This window comes from Salegentibacter echinorum, from assembly GCF_900129445.1.
Lineage (GTDB): Bacteria > Bacteroidota > Bacteroidia > Flavobacteriales > Flavobacteriaceae > Salegentibacter > Salegentibacter echinorum.
Window position 1 is genome coordinate 1 of the sequence record NZ_FQVT01000015.1, and the last position, 17761, is coordinate 17761.

Sequence of the window (17761 nt, forward strand, 5' to 3'; positions counted from 1 at the left end):
CATCAGAGAAGGGGTTTTTGTGGTGCACCTCAAAGGTAAACTTTGAGGAACAAAAATTCCCTTCTCTTTTTCAATCGTTTAGGACGCTATTGGTTGAAGAATAATATATATTAAAGATTACAATTATTAGCTAGTTACAATTTAGTCTTTTCTCTTTTTTCTTGCAGCAAAGCGATCTTGGTTCTTTACCGGACACTAGTGATAATTTACATCTCATCTCCAAAGAAAATCGCATTCATCAATAACTTATTGGTGCCAAACCAAAATGCCCTAAAGTTGGTGTTATCTACAAACAAAATAACATTTCCTTTACCCAGGCTACTGTGCTTAAAAGGTACGGTTTCAGCAATATCCTCTAATCTGGGTTTGCTAACATAGCCACTTAATAAAGGCTTTTTGGTGTATTGAATAGGATTATTGTAACTCTGTTTATCGGCTTCTATAAAGATTGTTGTGTTTCTAAAAACCGGTAGTTTATCTTTAGTATAGCCAAAGTTTACAGGATGCGAAAGATCTAGTTTGGTTTCGAAAATAGTTCCGCCAATGCCCTGGGCTCCCCTAAAATCCCTTTTTTCTTCAAAACTGATATTCTTAGCCACCAGGCTATCTTTTTTGACCTCCAAATCCATAAAATCTTTCTGCTTAAAAAAACGGGCTGCATTTCTATATCCAATTAAGGTTCCTCCATTGCTCACCCATTTTTTCAACTTTTTTATATCTTTTTCTTTTAAAGCGTTGCCCCAGGAGTTTGGCAAGATAATATCTGTATATCTACTTAAATTAGATCGCGAGAAATTTCGAGTATCCAGTTTTGTGATTTTCATATCGTATCGCTGGTCAAACAAATGCCAAACTTCACCCGCATCATAAGATGTAATACCTTCCCCAACAAGCAATGCAACTTTTGCAGGCTCTAAAGCTCTAAATTGATTACTTCCTAAATTAATGCCACTGGTGAGTCCTGTGTTGATGGCGTCTATTTGTACGTTTGATTTTTGGGCTACTTCCTGAAGAAATTCGTGCATTTCTTCGGAATTTAAAAGTTGATTTTGAACCGGGATCAAGATTGTTCCATAATCATAGGAGCGCTCGTTTAAGGAAAATTGCTGCATGCCTACTTTGGCGCGCAAGCCTTTTTCCAGGATCATGTTTAGGGTTTTTGGCGCATAGTAGTCTTCCCACGGAAGCAAATAGGCGTAATCGCTCTTTTTGGTAGCTTCAATAGTCGGTTTTTTGAGTTCTTGAATTTCTTCGCCAAGCTCCCTTGTTTTAATATCTTCTGAAAAATCCAGGTTAAAGGCCAATGGAAGGGTCCAGGCAGAAACATCGTAAAACAAACTATCCTGAAACTCGGTTCTACGTTCAAACATGGCTTTTACCAGCCGGTGTTGCCGCTGATCTTTAGGAACCGCATAGGCGGTGTTCTTAAAAAAGCTTTTACCGTTACTCTTTACATCTTCCTTTAATTTATAAAGTTTTATTTTATGTTTCTTCAGGATTTTTGCCAACTCATAAGCAGTGGATGCATCCTTTTCACTACCAAAAACATAGGCTCCTTTTTCAGCTGAATTTCTAGCATTTTTATAGAATTCCCGCTGATAATTTAGAATTTTTTCTCGCATATTTTTAGCTGCTTCCAGAGTAGAAAGGGCTGCCGTAAATTGGTTGCGAATGGTATAAGGAAAAGTAAGTATGCCGTTATCGGTTTCCTGGGCGTGACCGCGTGAGCTGGCTTGCTCGAATAGAATTCCAATTCCGCCATTAATATCGGGGAAAGTAGAGCCTTTTCCGTAGTAAAAATCATCAAAACTTTCTTCAGTATAATATAGAGAACCAAGTTCATCGAAAGCAGAAGCGTGATAATTGCCAATTTCTTTGGTAAGATCCTGATTAAGTTGCGGGGTGAGGGGATGCGTTCTGGAAGGAATACCCGGTTGGAAGAAAAAACTGGCATTCGATCCCATTTCGTGATGATCTGTAAGGATATTGGGGTGCCATTTATGAAAAGTACCAATCCTGGCCTGCGATTCTGGTAGTTGTACCGGCAACCAATCGCGGTTCATATCAAACCAATAATGATTGGTTCTGCCGCCAGGCCAAACTTCGTCGTATTCCCGGTCTTGAGGATCTGCGTTAATGTGTTCACTTTTATTGCTGTTTGCCCAATAAGCAAAGCGTTGCAGACCGTCTGGGTTAAATGAAGGATCAAATAAAATTATTGTATTTTCTAATAAATCTTCAATTTCTGCACCTTCTGCTGCAGCTAGATAATAGGCTGCAAGAAGCGCAGCATTAGAGCCACTGGGTTCGTTCCCGTGAATAGAGAACCCCTGGTTTACCACAATGGGCATTTTTGAAGTATTTAGCGAAGAAGCGTTTTCCTGGGTTAAAGCCAAATGGTTTTTACGAATTTCTTCCAGGTTTTCATGGTTTTCTTCTGAAGTAATCGTTAACAGCACCAATGGCCTACCTTCGTAAGTCTTGCCACGGTTTTCCAGGCTAATGCGCGGGGAGGCGTTGGCGAGTTTACGCATATAGCTTAAAAGTAGGTCGTGGGTCACGTGCCATTCCCCGGGAATATAACCAATAACCTCCTGGGGTTTGGGGATTTCGGGATTGTAATTAACGTCTTGAGGAAGGTAATAAGCTAAACTTAAATCCTCTTCTTGCGCAGCAGCATTAAAGCAGAGACAAAAAACTAAAAAACGTAGAATATTCTTCATAATTAGTGGTTTTTAAAACTTAAACGTTGAAAATACTAAGTAATAAGTTGAAAGTTATAGTAACGTGTGAACTTCCCCTGCTTTTTATAAACTACAAAAAAACCGTCCGGAAAAATTCGGGACGGTTGTCTTATAAAATGAATACTAAAAAGCGAGTCTAAGAAAAATCAAATTTTTAAAATATAGATTTTAGATTTGTGAGTTTACATCACCTCACTTTTTGGTTGTGTTTTTTAAATATCGTCAAAACTTACATCAGTAAATTTTTCAGCAGAAGCTTCTTTAACCGAACTGGTTTCTGAAGTTTCATATTCTTTTTTAAAGTCTTTTCTATGGCGTTCGCTAATTACTTCCTCTCCTTTTTCTTCGAGAATAAAATCTGTCATTTCCTGTAAAATCTCGTTAAAGCCTATAAAATCTTCCTTATAAAGATAGATTTTGTGCTTTTTGTAGAAAAAAGAACCATCATCGTTAGTAAACTTTTTACTTTCTGTGATTGTTAGATAATAATCGTTGGCTCTGGTCGCCCTCACATCAAAAAAGTAAGTTCTTCTTCCGGCTCTTAGCACTTTAGAGAATATTTCTTCTTTCTCCATCATTCCCTTTTCACTCATAAAATAAATTCTTTAAATAGTTTGTGTTAGTACTGCTCAAAAATCTAAAAATTTTTAACATCTAGCAAAAAATTTTCACATTTCTTTTTCATTTAATTGTTCAGTATAAAGTTCTTTATAATAGCCTGTTTGGTTTATTAATTGGGAATGAGAACCTTGCTGCACAATTTCCCCATTTTCAAGAATAATAATTTTATCGGCATTTTTTATAGAAGAAATTCTGTGGCTCACAATTACAGTAGTCTTATTTCTGGAAATCTTAAAGAGATTATGTAATATTTCTTCCTCGGTTTCGGTATCTACTGCAGAGAGACAATCATCAAACAATAAGATCTTTGGATTGTGTATAATGGCTCGTGCGATAGACACCCGTTGCTTTTGTCCTCCCGAAAGCGTGATGCCACGTTCTCCCAGCACGGTATCGTAGCCTTTACTAAAACCTTTAATATTTTTATGCACAGAAGCATTTTTTGCAGCTTCATAAATTTCTTCGTCTGTAGCGCTGGCTTTCCCAAATTTAATATTGCTCTTTATAGAATCACTAAATAAGAAAGCGTCTTGTGGCACATATCCAATATTATTCCTAAGGCTATCTAAGTTGAGCTGTTCTATATTTTTATCATCAATCAAAATCTCACCTTTTTCCACATCATATAATCTGCCAATAAGTTCCAGGATAGTAGATTTACCGGCGCCAGTTTTACCGATAATCGCCAGAGTTTCACCACTTTTTACTTCAAAAGAAATGTTTTTTAAAGCCGTAATATTTGTATCATCATAGGTAAAGCTCACATTTTTAAAAGCGATTTTACCCCTTATTTCATCTGGTGTTTCTTTTTTATTGGTAATTTCTGGATTTTCCTGAAGAAACTCATTTATACGCTCCTGGGAGGCATCTGCCTGTTGCACTAAAGAAGTTACCCAGCCAATAGAAGCAATGGGCCAGGTGAGCATATTTACATAAAGAAGAAATTCTACAATTACCCCAATATTTGCTATTTCCCCGTTTATATATTTATTTCCACCAATATAAATAACCAGGACATTGCTTATCCCAATGATTAACACCATTAAAGGGTAAAAGAACGCCTGCACTTTTACCAGGTCTATGTTTTTATCGCGGCTGCCGTTGGAAAGATCTACAAAACTACTGTTTATTCCTTTTTCCATCCCATAAGATTTAATTACGGCAATTCCACTAAAGCTTTCCTGGGTAAAGGTATTTAGCTTAGATAGGTATTGTTGCACCACAGTACTTCTTTTATGAATGGCTACACTAATTTTATAAATAGAGAAGGCCAAAAGCGGTAGGGGGGCAACGGTATAAAGTGTAAGCTCTGGTGCGGCCTGCACCATAAAAATAAGCACTACCACGCTAGACGTAAAGGTGGTTACCGTGTACATAATTGCCGGCCCCAGGTATAAACGCACCTTGGTTACATCTTCGCTAATGCGGTTCATGAGATCCCCTGTTCGGTTCTTTTTATAAAAATTAAGGGAAAGTTCCTGGTAATGTTTGTAGATTTCATTTTTTAAATCGTATTCTATATTCCTGGAAACCACGATAAAGGTTTGGCGCATTAAAAAAGTTAGGAAAGCGGCGATTAAAGTGGCACCTATAATTAGACCAATATTTATGGCAAGCTCAGTTCTTAAAACTTCCAGGCTTTCAATTTTGCCATTTATATATTGTTCAATGGCATCTGTAGAATCGCCAATAAGTGGAATGTAATACAATGCAAAAATCCTGGCTGCGATAGTTATCACAAGGCCAATAAGTAATTTCCACTTATATTTTAAAAAGTATTTATTGAGGTGTTTTAGATGCTTCATCTATTTTTTAAAGACAGTTTTTTTGAGGATATGTTATTTTAACACGTTTCAGAATCCTCTTTGTTAAAATATTCGTTAATTTTGTATCGTGTTTTTCAGAAAAATGAAAACGCTAATTTTAAAAAGTAACAAAATATGCAAGTTGATGTTTTAAATGCAGATGAACTTAAAAAATCTGCACCGGTATTTGGGCAAATTTCTTTTGATGATCACGAACAAATCGTTTTTTGCAACGACAAAGATACAGGTTTAAAGGCAATTATTGGTATTCACAACACGGTTTTAGGACCAGCTTTAGGTGGAACCAGGATGTGGGATTATGCCAGTGAATGGGAGGCTTTAAACGACGTACTTCGTCTATCTCGTGGGATGACTTACAAAAGTGCCATTACAGGATTAAACCTTGGTGGAGGAAAAGCCGTGATTATTGGAGATGCAAAAACTCAAAAAACACCAGAGCTTATGAGGAGGTTTGGTCGCTTTGTAGATTCCCTTAGCGGTAAATATATTACTGCCGAAGACGTAGGAATGGAAACCGCCGATATGGATACTGTATATGAAGTTACAAAACATGTAAGTGGTATTTCTGAAGAAAAAGGTGGCTCGGGAAATCCTTCCCCAATTACCGCTTATGGAGTGTTTATGGGGCTAAAAGCTGCTGCAAAACATAAATTTGGAACCGATAATTTAGAAGGAAAAACAGTATTGGTACAAGGGATTGGTCACGTTGGGGAAACTCTTGTAAAACACCTAACTGAAAATGGCGCCAAAGTTTATATAAGTGATATTAACCAGGAACGCCTAGAGGAGGTTAAGAAAAAATATGATGCCAATATCTTTGAAGGTAAAGATGTTTATGATGCCGAAGTAGATATTTATGCACCTTGCGCCCTTGGTGCAACTATTAATGACGATACGGTAAAACGTATAAAAGCGAAGGTTATCGCCGGGGCTGCAAATAACCAATTGGCAGATGAAGCCACACACGGAAAGATCCTTAAAGAAAGAGGTATTGTTTACGCTCCCGATTTTCTAATTAATGCCGGCGGAATTATAAATGTTTATGCTGAATTAGAGAAATATGATAAAAAGGAGATCATAAGAAAGACCGAAAATATTTACAATACAACCTTAGAGATTTTAGCCAAAGCAGATAAAGAGGAGATGACCTCGCATTATGCAGCCTTGAAAATCGCGCAACAAAGAATTGACGACAGAAAAAATCGTGATTTGAAGTAGTCAATTTCAAAAGTTTGGTATTTTTGCAGGGCGAAAGAATCTTCTTTCGCCTTTTCTAATGCTAAAAAGTTCTTTAAAACTAATGTTGACAAGAAGACATATTCGGGTTAAAGTTATGCAATCCCTTTACGCCTTTAACCAAAGCCAAAATAATAATTTAGGTGCCGAAGAACGGTTCCTGTTAAAAAGTATGGAAGAGATGTACGATCTTTTCCTGTTGCAATTAAGCCTAATTGCAGAAATAAAAACAAAGGCCGAAACCTTTTTAGAAAGGTCACAACATAAGCACCTCGCGACAACCGAGGATAAAGATCCCAATAAAAAATTTGTTGAAAATCCTGTTTTTAGTATTCTGGAAAACAATGAAAGTTTACAGGATGCTTTGGAGAGCCGCAAGATTACTCATTGGAAAAGAGACGATGAATACGCGCAAATCATTTGGGACGATTTAAGACAAAGCGAGCTGTATCAAAACTACATGGCTTCGCGGGAATCTAATTTTAAAGAGGACAAAGCCTTTATTATTAGTGTTTTTAAAGAAATAATAGCACCCAATGATAAGTTATACGATTACCTGGAAGACAGCAAACTTACCTGGATAGATGATTTGCCCCTGGTGAATACAGCAGTGCTTAAGTTTCTTCAGAAGTTAAAACCAGGCTCGGCCGAAACACTTAAACTGGGGAAATTATATAAGAGTGAAGATGATAAAGACTTTGCTAAAGAGTTATTCAGAAAAACTTACATAAACGACGAGATGCTTGCTGAAGAAATGTTAGGCAAAACTCCAAATTGGGATAGGGACCGTATAGCAGAGATCGATATGATCCTTATTAAAATGGCTATTTGTGAGTTTTTAAAATTTAGTTCTATCCCGGTAAAAGTTACCATTAATGAATACCTGGAATTAGCGAAAGAGTACAGTACGCCAAAAAGCAGCATTTTTATCAATGGAGTGCTGGATAAACTTTCTAAGGAGTATAAAGAGGAGAAGAAATTAAATAAAGTAGGGCGTGGCCTTATGTAGTGAATATTTTTTCTTATTTTTAAAGATTAAATTATAAATTTATTATATGATGAAAAATGGAATTTTAATGTTAGCCGCAGTGGGGGCGCTGCTATTTACTTCCTGTAAAGACAACAACAATAACGCCTCAGAGAAAGTGAAAGCCGAAAATGTAGAAAGCGCTGCAGAGCGTGATGCAAAGGCTACCGTTTATCCAACTATGGAATTTGAAAAATCTGAGCATGATTTTGGTTCTATTCCTAAAGGTAAAAATGTGGAGCATACTTTTACTTTCAAAAATACAGGCCAGGCGCCATTAGTGATTACAAATGCTAAAAGTACTTGTGGTTGTACCGTGCCTTCTTATACCAAAGAACCTATCCAACCTGGAGAATCTGGGGAAATGTTGGTGAAGTTTAACGGTTCTGGAAAAGGTAAGGTAACAAAAACAGTTACTGTAACTGCCAATACCGAAAATGGATCTGAGCGTCTTAGGATTAAAGCTTTTGTTGAAACTGAAGAAAATGCCAGTTAGTAAATGGAACAATTAACTAATTTTGCCCCAATAATATTAATGTTTGTGGTTGTATATTTTTTTATGATACGTCCACAAATGAAAAAAGCTAAACAAGAACGTAATTTTGCTGCCGAATTAGAGCGTGGTAACCGGGTGGTGACCAAGAGTGGTATGCATGGCAAAATTGTTGATTTTAGCGAAAAAAACAATGCAGTAATTATTGAAACCGGAGCAGGAAAAATAACTTTCGACCGTTCTTCTATCTCTATGGAAATGAGTAAAAAACTCAATGAACCGGCAAAGTCTGAAAAAGATAATAAGACCAAAGCCGTTAAAGGGAAAAAATAAATTTCTGCTTTATAATACCTAAAGAAAAGCCTTTCAATTAACGAAAGGCTTTTTTATTTCCTGATTTTAAAGCTATAAAAAAGATAAAAACACGCTGTTAATAATTGTAACCTGTCACAATTTCTCTTCTTCTTGTAAGCTTCCACTATTGGTAAAGTTTATTTAAAATAGTATTAAAGTATGTGAAATAGCCAGTGCGCGCGGCAATAGCTGACTATCTTTGAATTTAATTAATCAAAAAAATAACTAGGTAGTGGTCTTAAAAGGACGACTCCATTAAAATTGTGAATTATGAAAAAACTATTATTTTTTAGTACAGTTTTATTTCTTGGATTTACCGGAATATCTAATGCGCAAATTCAGGAAGGAAATTTAATGTTGGGAAGTGATATTGGGAGCGGAATTGTAAATACCGGTAGCAATGGTCTCTTCGGATTTAATTTTGGACTTAACGATGGTGCAGGCTTTAATGTAGGTATCAGTCCAAAAATAGGTTATTTTGTAAGTGATAACTTTTTACTTGGTGGTGTGGTAAATTTAGGATTTACAAAATCTCCAGAGAATAATGGAGTTTCAACAAAAACTACAACTTATGGAGTACAGGCACTTTCAAGATATTATTTAAGCCCGGGAGAACGTGGTGTGGATAACTTATTGAAACACGGTCGCTTTTTTATGGAAGCCAATGCGGGTATTGCCGGAGTTAATATTAAGGATGGACCAACTACAAATGGTTTCGCATTTGGCGTAGGTCCCGGTTATTCTTATTTTTTAACCGAAAGTGTTGCTTTAGAAGCTTCAGCTAAGTACAACGGCTTAGTAGGTGGTGGTAACACGACCTACCAACATTCTTTAGGTTTAAATTTTGGGGTACAAATATTTTTACCTGCGTCTAAAACAGACAACATGAGAGATGAGAATATGTAGAAATACAATTTGAATTCTAATAAGAAACCCGCTCTAAAAGCGGGTTTCTTATTTTATAAATCCTGGATTAGCTATTTAAATGTTAGATGAATTATAGATCGTTCTCTTTGAATTCTTCTGAAGTCAATTCGGCGAGTTTTACAATTACTTCTGTGGCCTTTTGCATACTTTCAACCGGTACATACTCATATTTACCGTGAAAATTATGGCCGCCGGCAAATATATTGGGACAGGGAAGTCCCATATAACTCAATTGTGCCCCGTCTGTACCACCACGAATGGGTTTTAAAAGCGGTTTAACATTAACCGCTTCCATTGCTTTTTCAGCCAGATTTACAATATGCATTACCGGTTCAATTTTCTCCCGCATATTAAAATATTGATCTGTGATTTCTACAGCTATACAATCGCTGTTGTATTGTGAACAAATTTCTGAAGCTAAATCCTGCATCATTTGTTTTCGCGCTTCAAATTGATTTAAATCGTGATCTCTTATGATGTATTCTAGAATAGTTTCTTCCACAGCACCTTTCATATCGCTTAAATGGAAAAATCCCTGCCTGTCTTCAGTGTGTTCCGGGGTTTCTAATCTAGGTAAGGAGTTAATAAAATCTACGGCAATATATTGGCTATTTATCATTTTATCTTTGGCATAGCCGGGGTGAACTCCTTTTCCCCGAACGCTAATCACCGCTTTGGCAGCATTAAAATTTTCAAACTCCAATTCACCAATTTGGCTGCCATCCATCGTGTAAGCCCATTCAGCCCCAAATTTTTTCACATCAAATTTATGAGCACCACGTCCTATTTCCTCATCGGGCGTAAAGCCTACCCTGATTTTCCCATGCGGAATTTCTGGATGCTCCAATAAATATTGCATAGCCGTCATTATTTCGGTGATTCCGGCTTTGTCATCGGCACTTAAGAGGCTGGTGCCATCGGTAGTAATTAAAGTTTGTCCTTTATATTGTTTTAGGTCGTCAAAATATTCCGAAGAAAGCACAATATCGTGCTCTTTATTTAAAACAATATCTTTCCCATCATAATCTTCAATAATCTGTGGATTAATATTAGTGGCATTAAAATCTGGCGAAGTATCAAAATGAGAAATAAATCCAATCACCGGTACCTGGTGTGAAACATTGGCGGGTAAGCTGGCCATTACATAAGCATTTTCATCAATACTTACTTCTTCCATGCCCATCTCTGCTAGTTCTTCTGCGAGTTTGCGGGCTAAATCCCATTGTTTCTCTGTACTTGGAGTAGTTTTACTTTCAGGATCGCTTTGGGTATCAATTTTTATATAGCTAATAAAGCGATCTATAATCTTTTTTTTATCAATCATCTGGGTTGGACTTTATTTTTCGAAATTTAAGAAGTATTTTGTCGAAATAATATAGGCAAATATAATTAACCCAAATAGCTATTCCTTATCCTTATGAAAAAACTATTACTGCTTTTCGTAATCTTAATCTTCGCTTCCTGCAAGAATGCTGAAACCTTAAATAATTCTTCAACCACTAAGTTAGGAGTTACCGCCGATAGCGCTATGGTGGTGTCGGCTCGAGAAGAAGCTTCTAAAATTGGCCTGGAAATACTTAAAAACGGTGGTAACGCTTTTGATGCCATGGTGGCTACCGAAATGGCCCTGGCAGTATCGTATCCCTTTGCCGGCAATTTAGGTGGTGGCGGATTTATGGTTTATCGAAAAGCAAATGGCGAAACCGGTTCCTTAGACTACAGAGAAAAAGCACCACTGGCGGCAACTAAAACCATGTATCAGGATAAAGACGGTAATGTTATTTCTGAAAAAAGTAGGCTGGGCGCGCTGGCCGTGGGTGTGCCGGGCACCGTTGCCGGGATTTTTGCCACTCATAAAAAAATGGGTTCAATGCCTATGAAAGAAATTTTAAAACCAGTAATCGCTTTAGCAAAAAAAGGTTTTGTGGTGACCGGTAAACAAAGTAAAACCCTGGCTAATTACCGGGATTTATTTCTTCAGGAGAATAAAGATACTATCTTATTTGCGAAACCTTATAAAGCAGGAGATACCATTAAAAATATGCAGCTTGCCAAAACGCTGGAAAGAATAGCAACCCATGGTAAAGAAGAATTTTATGGGGGTAAAACCGGTAAAATAATGCTTGAATTTCTGCAGGAGAATGATGGGATTATGACTCTGGAAGACTTACAGCAATATGAAACCCATTGGCGAGATCCTATTAAGGTAAAATATAACAATCTTACCATATATTCTATGCCGCCACCCTCTAGCGGTGGTATTGTGCTGGGGCAAATTTTAAAATCATTAGAACCGTTTAATCTTAGGCAATATGGACATAACTCTATTGAAACGGTTCAGTTGTTAACTGAAGCTGAAAGAAGAGCTTATGCCGATAGAAGTTTCTATTTGGGAGATCCAGATTTTGTTGATATTCCTGTAGATACACTTTTAAGTGATGCTTATCTTTCTGGAAGGATGGGTAATTTTAGTTTTGATAATGCAACCCCTTCTTCCAGCATTAGCTATGGTGAAATTCCTGGCTACGAAAGCGATGAGACCACTCACTATTCGATAGTTGATAAGTTTGGAAATGCGGTTGCAGTAACTACCACTTTAAATGGAGCCTATGGTTCTAAGCTGTATATAGAAGAATTGGGCTTTTTTCTGAATAATGAAATGAACGATTTTAGCTCTAAACCCGGTGTGCCAAATATGTTTGGTTTGGTGGGTGCTGAAGCAAATTCTATTGCGCCGGGTAAAAAGATGTTAAGTTCTATGACGCCTACAATTGTAGAAAATAACGGCAAACTATGGATGACCCTTGGCTCTCCCGGTGGCTCTACTATAATTACCTCGGTTCTACAAACCATTCTCAATGTAGAAGCATTTGATATGAGCATGCAGGAAGCGGTAGATGCGCCCCGTTTTCATCATCAATGGCTACCAGATGAGATTCTTTTTGAACCCAATTCTTTTGATGCGAGCCTACTGGATGCTTTAAAAAATAAAGGTTATCATATAGATGAGGGGGAATCCAGGATTATTGGTAAAGTAGATGCAATTCTGGTCTTACCAGACGGCCGCCTGGAAGGTGGAGCCGATAAAAGAGGTGATGATGCTGCTAAAGGATATTAATTCTCCTGAAGTTTACTCAATAATCGAGAATTAAATGCTTCGTGCCGGTAGCTATCAGCTATCGGGTTGTTTCGAAATTAGAATATTCCTTCTCTATATTATATAGTGAGTTTGCTTCGAGCTAATTATCTTTTAAGAGCGTAAAAAGAGGAAGGAATAGGTGAAAACGGAAAATTTCAGAAAAATAATTGTCTCAAGTTGTTAAATTTTAAAATTTTTCAAAAAAAGAATAAATTATCAAATAGCAAAGTTTAGACTTTTGAAGTAGGTCTACAATATAAGAAGTATATAAATCTTCCTTCGTTATTATTAATCTATCAAGTAAAAAATATTTTCCCAGATAAAATACCTTAAAAATAATCGAAACGGTTGTGAAATAATTTTCTTAATTCATTGTTAAGTGCTTGAAATGGCTAACTTTAAGGTGTTGTTAACCAAAAAATGATGGATTATGATGAGAAATTACCTGATGATTAGCATTCTTTTTTTAGGAAACCTGGTTTTTTCCCAGGAACAAAAAATTACGGGAACCGTAACCGATGATCAATCCCAACCACTGCCCGGGGTGTCGGTAGCTATTAAAGACACAAATAAGGGTACTGTGACCGATTTTGATGGAAATTATGCTATCAATGCTACGATAGGACAAACCCTGGTTTTTACTTTTGTTGGTTTCGATTCTCGAGAAGTTGAAATCGATAACACCACAATTAATGTACAGATGGTGGCTGGAACTTCGTTAAGTGAAGTGGTTTTGGTAGGTTCCAGAAGTCGAAGTCGAACCGTTGTAGAGTCGGCTGTGCCCGTAGATGTGCTCGATATCCAGGACATTTCTACAGCGGTACCACAGGTTAACCTAAACCAGATGCTAAATTATGTGGCGCCTTCGTTCTCTTCTAACACTCAAACCATTGCAGATGGAACAGACCATATTGATCCTGCATCCCTAAGAGGTTTGGGGCCAGACCAGGTGCTGGTACTTATAAATGGTAAAAGAAGACATAACTCTTCTCTAATAAATGTAAACGGCTCTTTTGGTCGAGGAAGTGTAGGGACAGATTTAAATGCTATCCCGGCCGCCGCTATACAAAGAGTTGAGGTTTTAAGAGACGGTGCAGCTGCCCAATATGGATCTGATGCCATTGCCGGTGTTATAAACATTGTACTCAATGAAGAAGTGGGAGAATTAAACCTCAATGTAACTTCGGGAGCAAATTTTTCTAAAAATGCTAACAAACAAACGGGGGGTGTAGATGGCGAAACGGTAAATGTGGCTGCAAGTTATGGTATTGCCCTGGGAGAAAAAGGAGGTTTTGTTAATTTTTCGGGTGATTTCGATTATCGCGAACCTTACAACCGTATGGGAGAATGGGAAGGTTCCATTTTTAATGCATACAATGCAATAGAGCGTATAGGGCTAGACAATGGAGCCGATATTAGTAATTTAAGCGATAGCCAAATTAAGCAGTTTGGGCAGCAGGTTTCTTATTTTGATGCCAATTTTAAGAATGAAATTTCTTCCGCAGCAAATAGAACAGAGCTTCAGGATTTACTTGGTATGGATGTCACCGAATCTGAATTAGATGCCCGGGGACAACAGAGAAGTGATTATAATATGAGAGTAGGGCAATCTGCCTTGCGTGGAGGCCGGTTCTTTGCAAACCTTTCTTTACCAGTAGATGATGGGGGAACAGAACTTTATTCCTTTGCAGGAATTAGCTCGAGAAAAGGGGAAGCTGCGGGATTCTATCGCTTACCAAATCAAAGTAGAACCTACACACCTATTTATCCCAACGGATTTTTACCAAAAATAAATTCAAAAATAAAAGACCAGTCCCTGGCTGTAGGTATAAGAGGTATGGTTGGCGACTGGGATGTGGATTTTAGCAATACCTACGGTAAGAATAAATTTGATTATGTAATCTCAAATACTTCCAATGCCTCCTTAGAAGGTGCCACTGCAACAACCTTTGATGCCGGGGGATTTTCTTTCGCACAAAACACTACAAACCTTGATATTTCCCAATATTACGATGATGTTTTACAGGGGCTCAATTTAGCTTTTGGTGCAGAACATCGTTGGGAGAAGTATGAAATTACGGCGGGCGAAAGAGCTTCTTACGAGCAATATACAGAAGATGGACAGGTGATCACAAGTGCCGATCAAATTCCCGCACAAGATTTCTTCGGAAATTCCAGAGCGGGGGGTTCTCAGGTTTTTCCGGGATTTAGTCCTCAAAATGAAGTTGCCCGGGAACGAACCAGCGTGGCCGGTTATTTTGATGTAGAAGCAGATTTTACAGATAAATTCCTGCTAACTTTCGCCTCAAGGTTTGAAAATTATTCAGATTTCGGTTCTACCGTGAATTTTAAGTTGTCTTCTCGTTATAAACTAAGTGAAAATGTGAATATTAGGGCTGCAGCTAATACTGGTTTTAGGGCACCTTCTTTACATCAATTGAATTTTAATTCTACCTCAACTATTTTTAATGATGAAGGGGTACCGGTAGAAGTAGGAACCTTTTCTAACGATAGCCGCGCCGCCAAATTACTGGGTATTCCAGAGTTAAAAGAAGAAACTTCCCAAAGTGTAAGTGTAGGGGTAACGGCAGAAATTCCAGATGCAAATCTTTCTTTTACAGTAGATGGGTATTTTGTCGCCATTGATGATCGCGTGGTTTATACCGGCCAATTTAGGGGTCCGGGAACAGGCACAGAGTTAGATCAACTTTTATCGCAGGCCAATGCTACTGCAGCTGCATTTTTTGCAAACGCTATTGATACCGAATCTAAAGGAATAGATGCTGTAATCACCCACAATGCTTATTTTGGAAAGGATACCCAGTTAAAATCAGACCTGGCTGCTACTTTCTCCAAGACGAAGCAGGTTGGGGATATTCAAGCCTCTCCAGAATTAGAGCGTGCAGGATTGGTAGATACTTATTTTCCTGAAGATAGCCGTATTTATTTAGAGGAAGCAGTGCCAAGGACAAAACTCAACTTAAGCAATAATCTTATGACCGGGAAATTTAACTTCTTTCTTAGAAATGTTTATTTTGGAGAAGTTACTGAAGCAATTTCAGACCCCGCACGTCAACAGGTTTTCGATGGTAAAGTTATTACCGATCTTTCTGTAGGTTTTAAAGCAACCCAATCTTTAACCTTAACACTGGGCGCCAATAATATTTTTGATATTTATCCCGAAGCTGCAGGCCCTGCTTTTGGAAATCGGAGCAGCGGAAGATTTGATTGGTCTCGAAGCGCCCAGCAGTTTGGCTTTTCTGGAAGATTCTTATTTGCCAGGTTAAGTATAAATCTAAAGTAATATAGCCTACCTAAAGATTTAATGTAGCTGTTTAAAACGGAATATCTCTAGTTAACTGAAGTTAATTTAACTTCAAAAACAATTAGAAATTCTTGTTTTAGACAGCTACTTTTTTATTTGAGTATAAGCTGAAAGAACAATGAAACTAATAAATAAAATAATAGGGTAGTAATTTTAAGACTTTCCAAATTAGGTTATTTTTGCAAAAACCAAGCGTCCATGTACAAAACTATTATTCGCCCCATCCTTTTTAAATTCGATCCCGAGTGGGTACACCATTTTACATTTAAATTCCTTAAAAATTTTGGTCAAACTAAAATTTTTCAAAAGTATATAGAAAAGAATTTTAAGCTGGAAGATTCACACCTGGAGCGGGAAGTCTTCGGACTTAAATTTAAAAATCCGGTAGGTTTGGCAGCCGGTTTCGATAAGGATGCAAAACTCTACAAGGAACTTTCCAATCTTGGTTTTGGATTTATAGAAATTGGTACACTTACGCCAAAACCCCAGCCGGGAAATGATAAAAAACGACTTTTTAGATTGAAGGAAGACCAGGCGATCATAAACCGGATGGGCTTTAATAACGAAGGAGTGGAAGCCGCGGTAGCCCGCTTAAAAGAAAATAAAAATGTACTTATTGGTGGAAATATTGGGAAAAATAAAGTAACACCCAATGAAAATGCCGTAGATGATTACATAACCTGTTTTCACGCCCTTTATGAATACGTAGATTATTTTGTGGTAAACGTAAGTTCTCCAAATACCCCAAACCTTAGGGAACTTCAGGATAAAGAGCCGCTTACCAATTTGTTAAATACTTTGCAGGCTTTAAATGCTGAAAAACCCAAACCAAAACCGATTTTATTAAAAATAGCTCCAGATTTAACCGACTCTCAACTCATAGATATTATAGCCATTGTAAAAGAGACTAATATTGCCGGAGTGATTGCTACAAACACCACAATCTCCAGAGATGGTTTGCAGGCTAAAGATAAAAATGAGACCGGCGGACTTAGCGGAAAACCCTTAAAAGACCGGGCCACCGAAGTAATTCGGTTTCTTTCTGAAAAAAGTGAAAAGGCTTTTCCAATTATCGGAGTGGGAGGCATTCATAGTGCCGAAGATGCTATGGAAAAATTGCAGGCAGGGGCTAGTTTAGTGCAGCTTTATACCGGTTTTATTTATGAAGGTCCGGGATTGATCAAGGAAATAAATAAGACAATTTTAAATCAACAGAAAAAAGAACACTAAAGAAATCGTGTGTAAAATAATTTAATCGAAGTTCTCTATGTTAGAATTGGAAAGAAAATAAAATTTGTTAGAACAATTAATTCCATTTTTAACGGCCTCCATGGCGCTTACCATATTCCCGGGACCGGATATTATTTATGTAATGGTACAGGGAATGGCCAATGGTAAAAAAGCCGGAATAGTTACTGCTCTTGGTTTGGCTACCGGTACCATAATTCATACCAGTCTGGTTGCTTTTGGAGTTTCTGCTATTATTAGAAACTCTGTAACCCTTCTTCTAATTATTGAACTTTTTGGAGCTGCCTACCTTTTATATCTCGCCTGGCAGGTTTATAGAAGTGAAGCCGAAATAGCCTATTCAGCAAAAGGAATAAAACATAGAACTTACTTTTCTCTATATAAAAAGGGGTTTATAATGAATGTTTTAAACCCTAAAGTTACAATCTTTTTTCTGGCTTTTTTTCCCGGATTTCTTTGGAGTGAAGAGATGAGTACGGTAATTCAGTTTTATATTTTGGGTGCAGCATTTTTGTTGCAAACAGTTTTAATATTTGGCACTGTGGCTCTTATGGCCGGTAAAATTTCTACTTATTTAAAAAGACATAAACACTCGGCTGTGGTTCTAAAATGGTTGCAAATAGTGGTTTTTATAGGAATTGCTGTTCTAATATTACTATAAAGGCCCCCAAACCCCCAAAGGGGGAATCAAGTAATCGATATTTTTGATAGTGAGAGTATTTTTCTCCCCCTTCGGGGGCAGGGGGCTCGTAAGGGGGATTTTTCTCCTCCCCTTTGGGGAGGCCGGGTGGGGCTTTGGTTTTTTTCTTTTTCCTATCTTT

At 37.5% G+C, this 17761-nt stretch carries 13 protein-coding genes; 9 read left to right on the forward strand and 4 right to left on the reverse strand.

Annotated features, from left to right (window positions below):
- Positions 1-206 precede the first annotated feature (206 nt).
- From BUA71_RS14770 to BUA71_RS14780, 3 genes are all read right to left on the reverse strand, one after another.
- Complete coding sequence (locus BUA71_RS14770; RefSeq protein ID WP_072881130.1) at positions 207-2723, reverse strand: M14 family metallopeptidase; 2517 nt, start codon at positions 2721-2723, stop codon at positions 207-209.
- A gap of 233 nt (positions 2724-2956) precedes the next feature.
- Positions 2957-3337 carry a PUR family DNA/RNA-binding protein gene (locus BUA71_RS14775; protein ID WP_072881131.1) on the reverse strand — a complete coding sequence of 127 codons (381 nt, stop codon included), beginning with the start codon at positions 3335-3337 and terminating at the stop codon, positions 2957-2959.
- Positions 3338-3412: 75 nt separating this feature from the next.
- Positions 3413-5170: an ABC transporter ATP-binding protein gene (locus BUA71_RS14780; protein WP_072881133.1), complete on the reverse strand. Its 1758-nt coding sequence runs from the start codon at positions 5168-5170 to the stop codon at positions 3413-3415.
- A gap of 135 nt (positions 5171-5305) precedes the next feature.
- Here BUA71_RS14780 and BUA71_RS14785 point away from each other — a divergent pair, with 135 nt between their 5' ends.
- The 5 genes from BUA71_RS14785 (at position 5306) to BUA71_RS14805 (ending at position 9207) form a co-directional block, all read left to right on the forward strand.
- Entirely contained in the window at positions 5306-6409 is a 1104-nt protein-coding gene (locus tag BUA71_RS14785; protein WP_072881135.1) for a Glu/Leu/Phe/Val family dehydrogenase, read from the forward strand.
- Positions 6410-6491: 82 nt separating this feature from the next.
- A complete protein-coding gene (gene nusB, locus BUA71_RS14790) occupies positions 6492-7436 on the forward strand; it encodes a transcription antitermination factor NusB (protein WP_072881137.1) in 945 nt (314 codons plus the stop codon).
- A 49-nt stretch (positions 7437-7485) separates the two neighbouring features.
- Entirely contained in the window at positions 7486-7950 is a 465-nt protein-coding gene (locus tag BUA71_RS14795) for a DUF1573 domain-containing protein (protein ID WP_072881140.1), read from the forward strand.
- Positions 7951-7953: 3 nt separating this feature from the next.
- The gene (gene yajC / locus BUA71_RS14800; RefSeq protein WP_072881142.1) at positions 7954-8280 is read left to right on the forward strand and encodes a preprotein translocase subunit YajC; all 327 of its coding nucleotides are present in this window, start codon (positions 7954-7956) and stop codon (positions 8278-8280) included.
- 291 nt (positions 8281-8571) lie between these two features.
- Positions 8572-9207, forward strand: a complete 636-nt coding sequence (locus BUA71_RS14805; RefSeq protein WP_072881144.1) for a hypothetical protein — start codon at positions 8572-8574, stop codon at positions 9205-9207.
- Positions 9208-9298: 91 nt separating this feature from the next.
- Here BUA71_RS14805 and pepT read toward each other — a convergent pair whose 3' ends face one another.
- Positions 9299-10552 carry a peptidase T gene (gene pepT / locus BUA71_RS14810; protein ID WP_072881146.1) on the reverse strand — a complete coding sequence of 418 codons (1254 nt, stop codon included), beginning with the start codon at positions 10550-10552 and terminating at the stop codon, positions 9299-9301.
- 93 nt (positions 10553-10645) lie between these two features.
- On the opposite strand from pepT, the gene ggt reads away from it, so the two are divergent.
- From ggt to BUA71_RS14830, 4 genes are all read left to right on the forward strand, one after another.
- Positions 10646-12346, forward strand: a complete 1701-nt coding sequence (gene ggt, locus BUA71_RS14815; RefSeq protein ID WP_072881148.1) for a gamma-glutamyltransferase — start codon at positions 10646-10648, stop codon at positions 12344-12346.
- A gap of 454 nt (positions 12347-12800) precedes the next feature.
- Positions 12801-15671 (forward strand): TonB-dependent receptor, encoded by a 2871-nt coding sequence (locus BUA71_RS14820; RefSeq protein ID WP_072881230.1) that lies wholly within the window; start codon positions 12801-12803, stop codon positions 15669-15671.
- 219 nt (positions 15672-15890) lie between these two features.
- Positions 15891-16922, forward strand: a complete 1032-nt coding sequence (locus BUA71_RS14825; protein ID WP_072881150.1) for a quinone-dependent dihydroorotate dehydrogenase — start codon at positions 15891-15893, stop codon at positions 16920-16922.
- 64 nt (positions 16923-16986) lie between these two features.
- Positions 16987-17601 carry a LysE family translocator gene (locus BUA71_RS14830; protein WP_072881152.1) on the forward strand — a complete coding sequence of 205 codons (615 nt, stop codon included), beginning with the start codon at positions 16987-16989 and terminating at the stop codon, positions 17599-17601.
- Positions 17602-17761 lie beyond the last annotated feature (160 nt).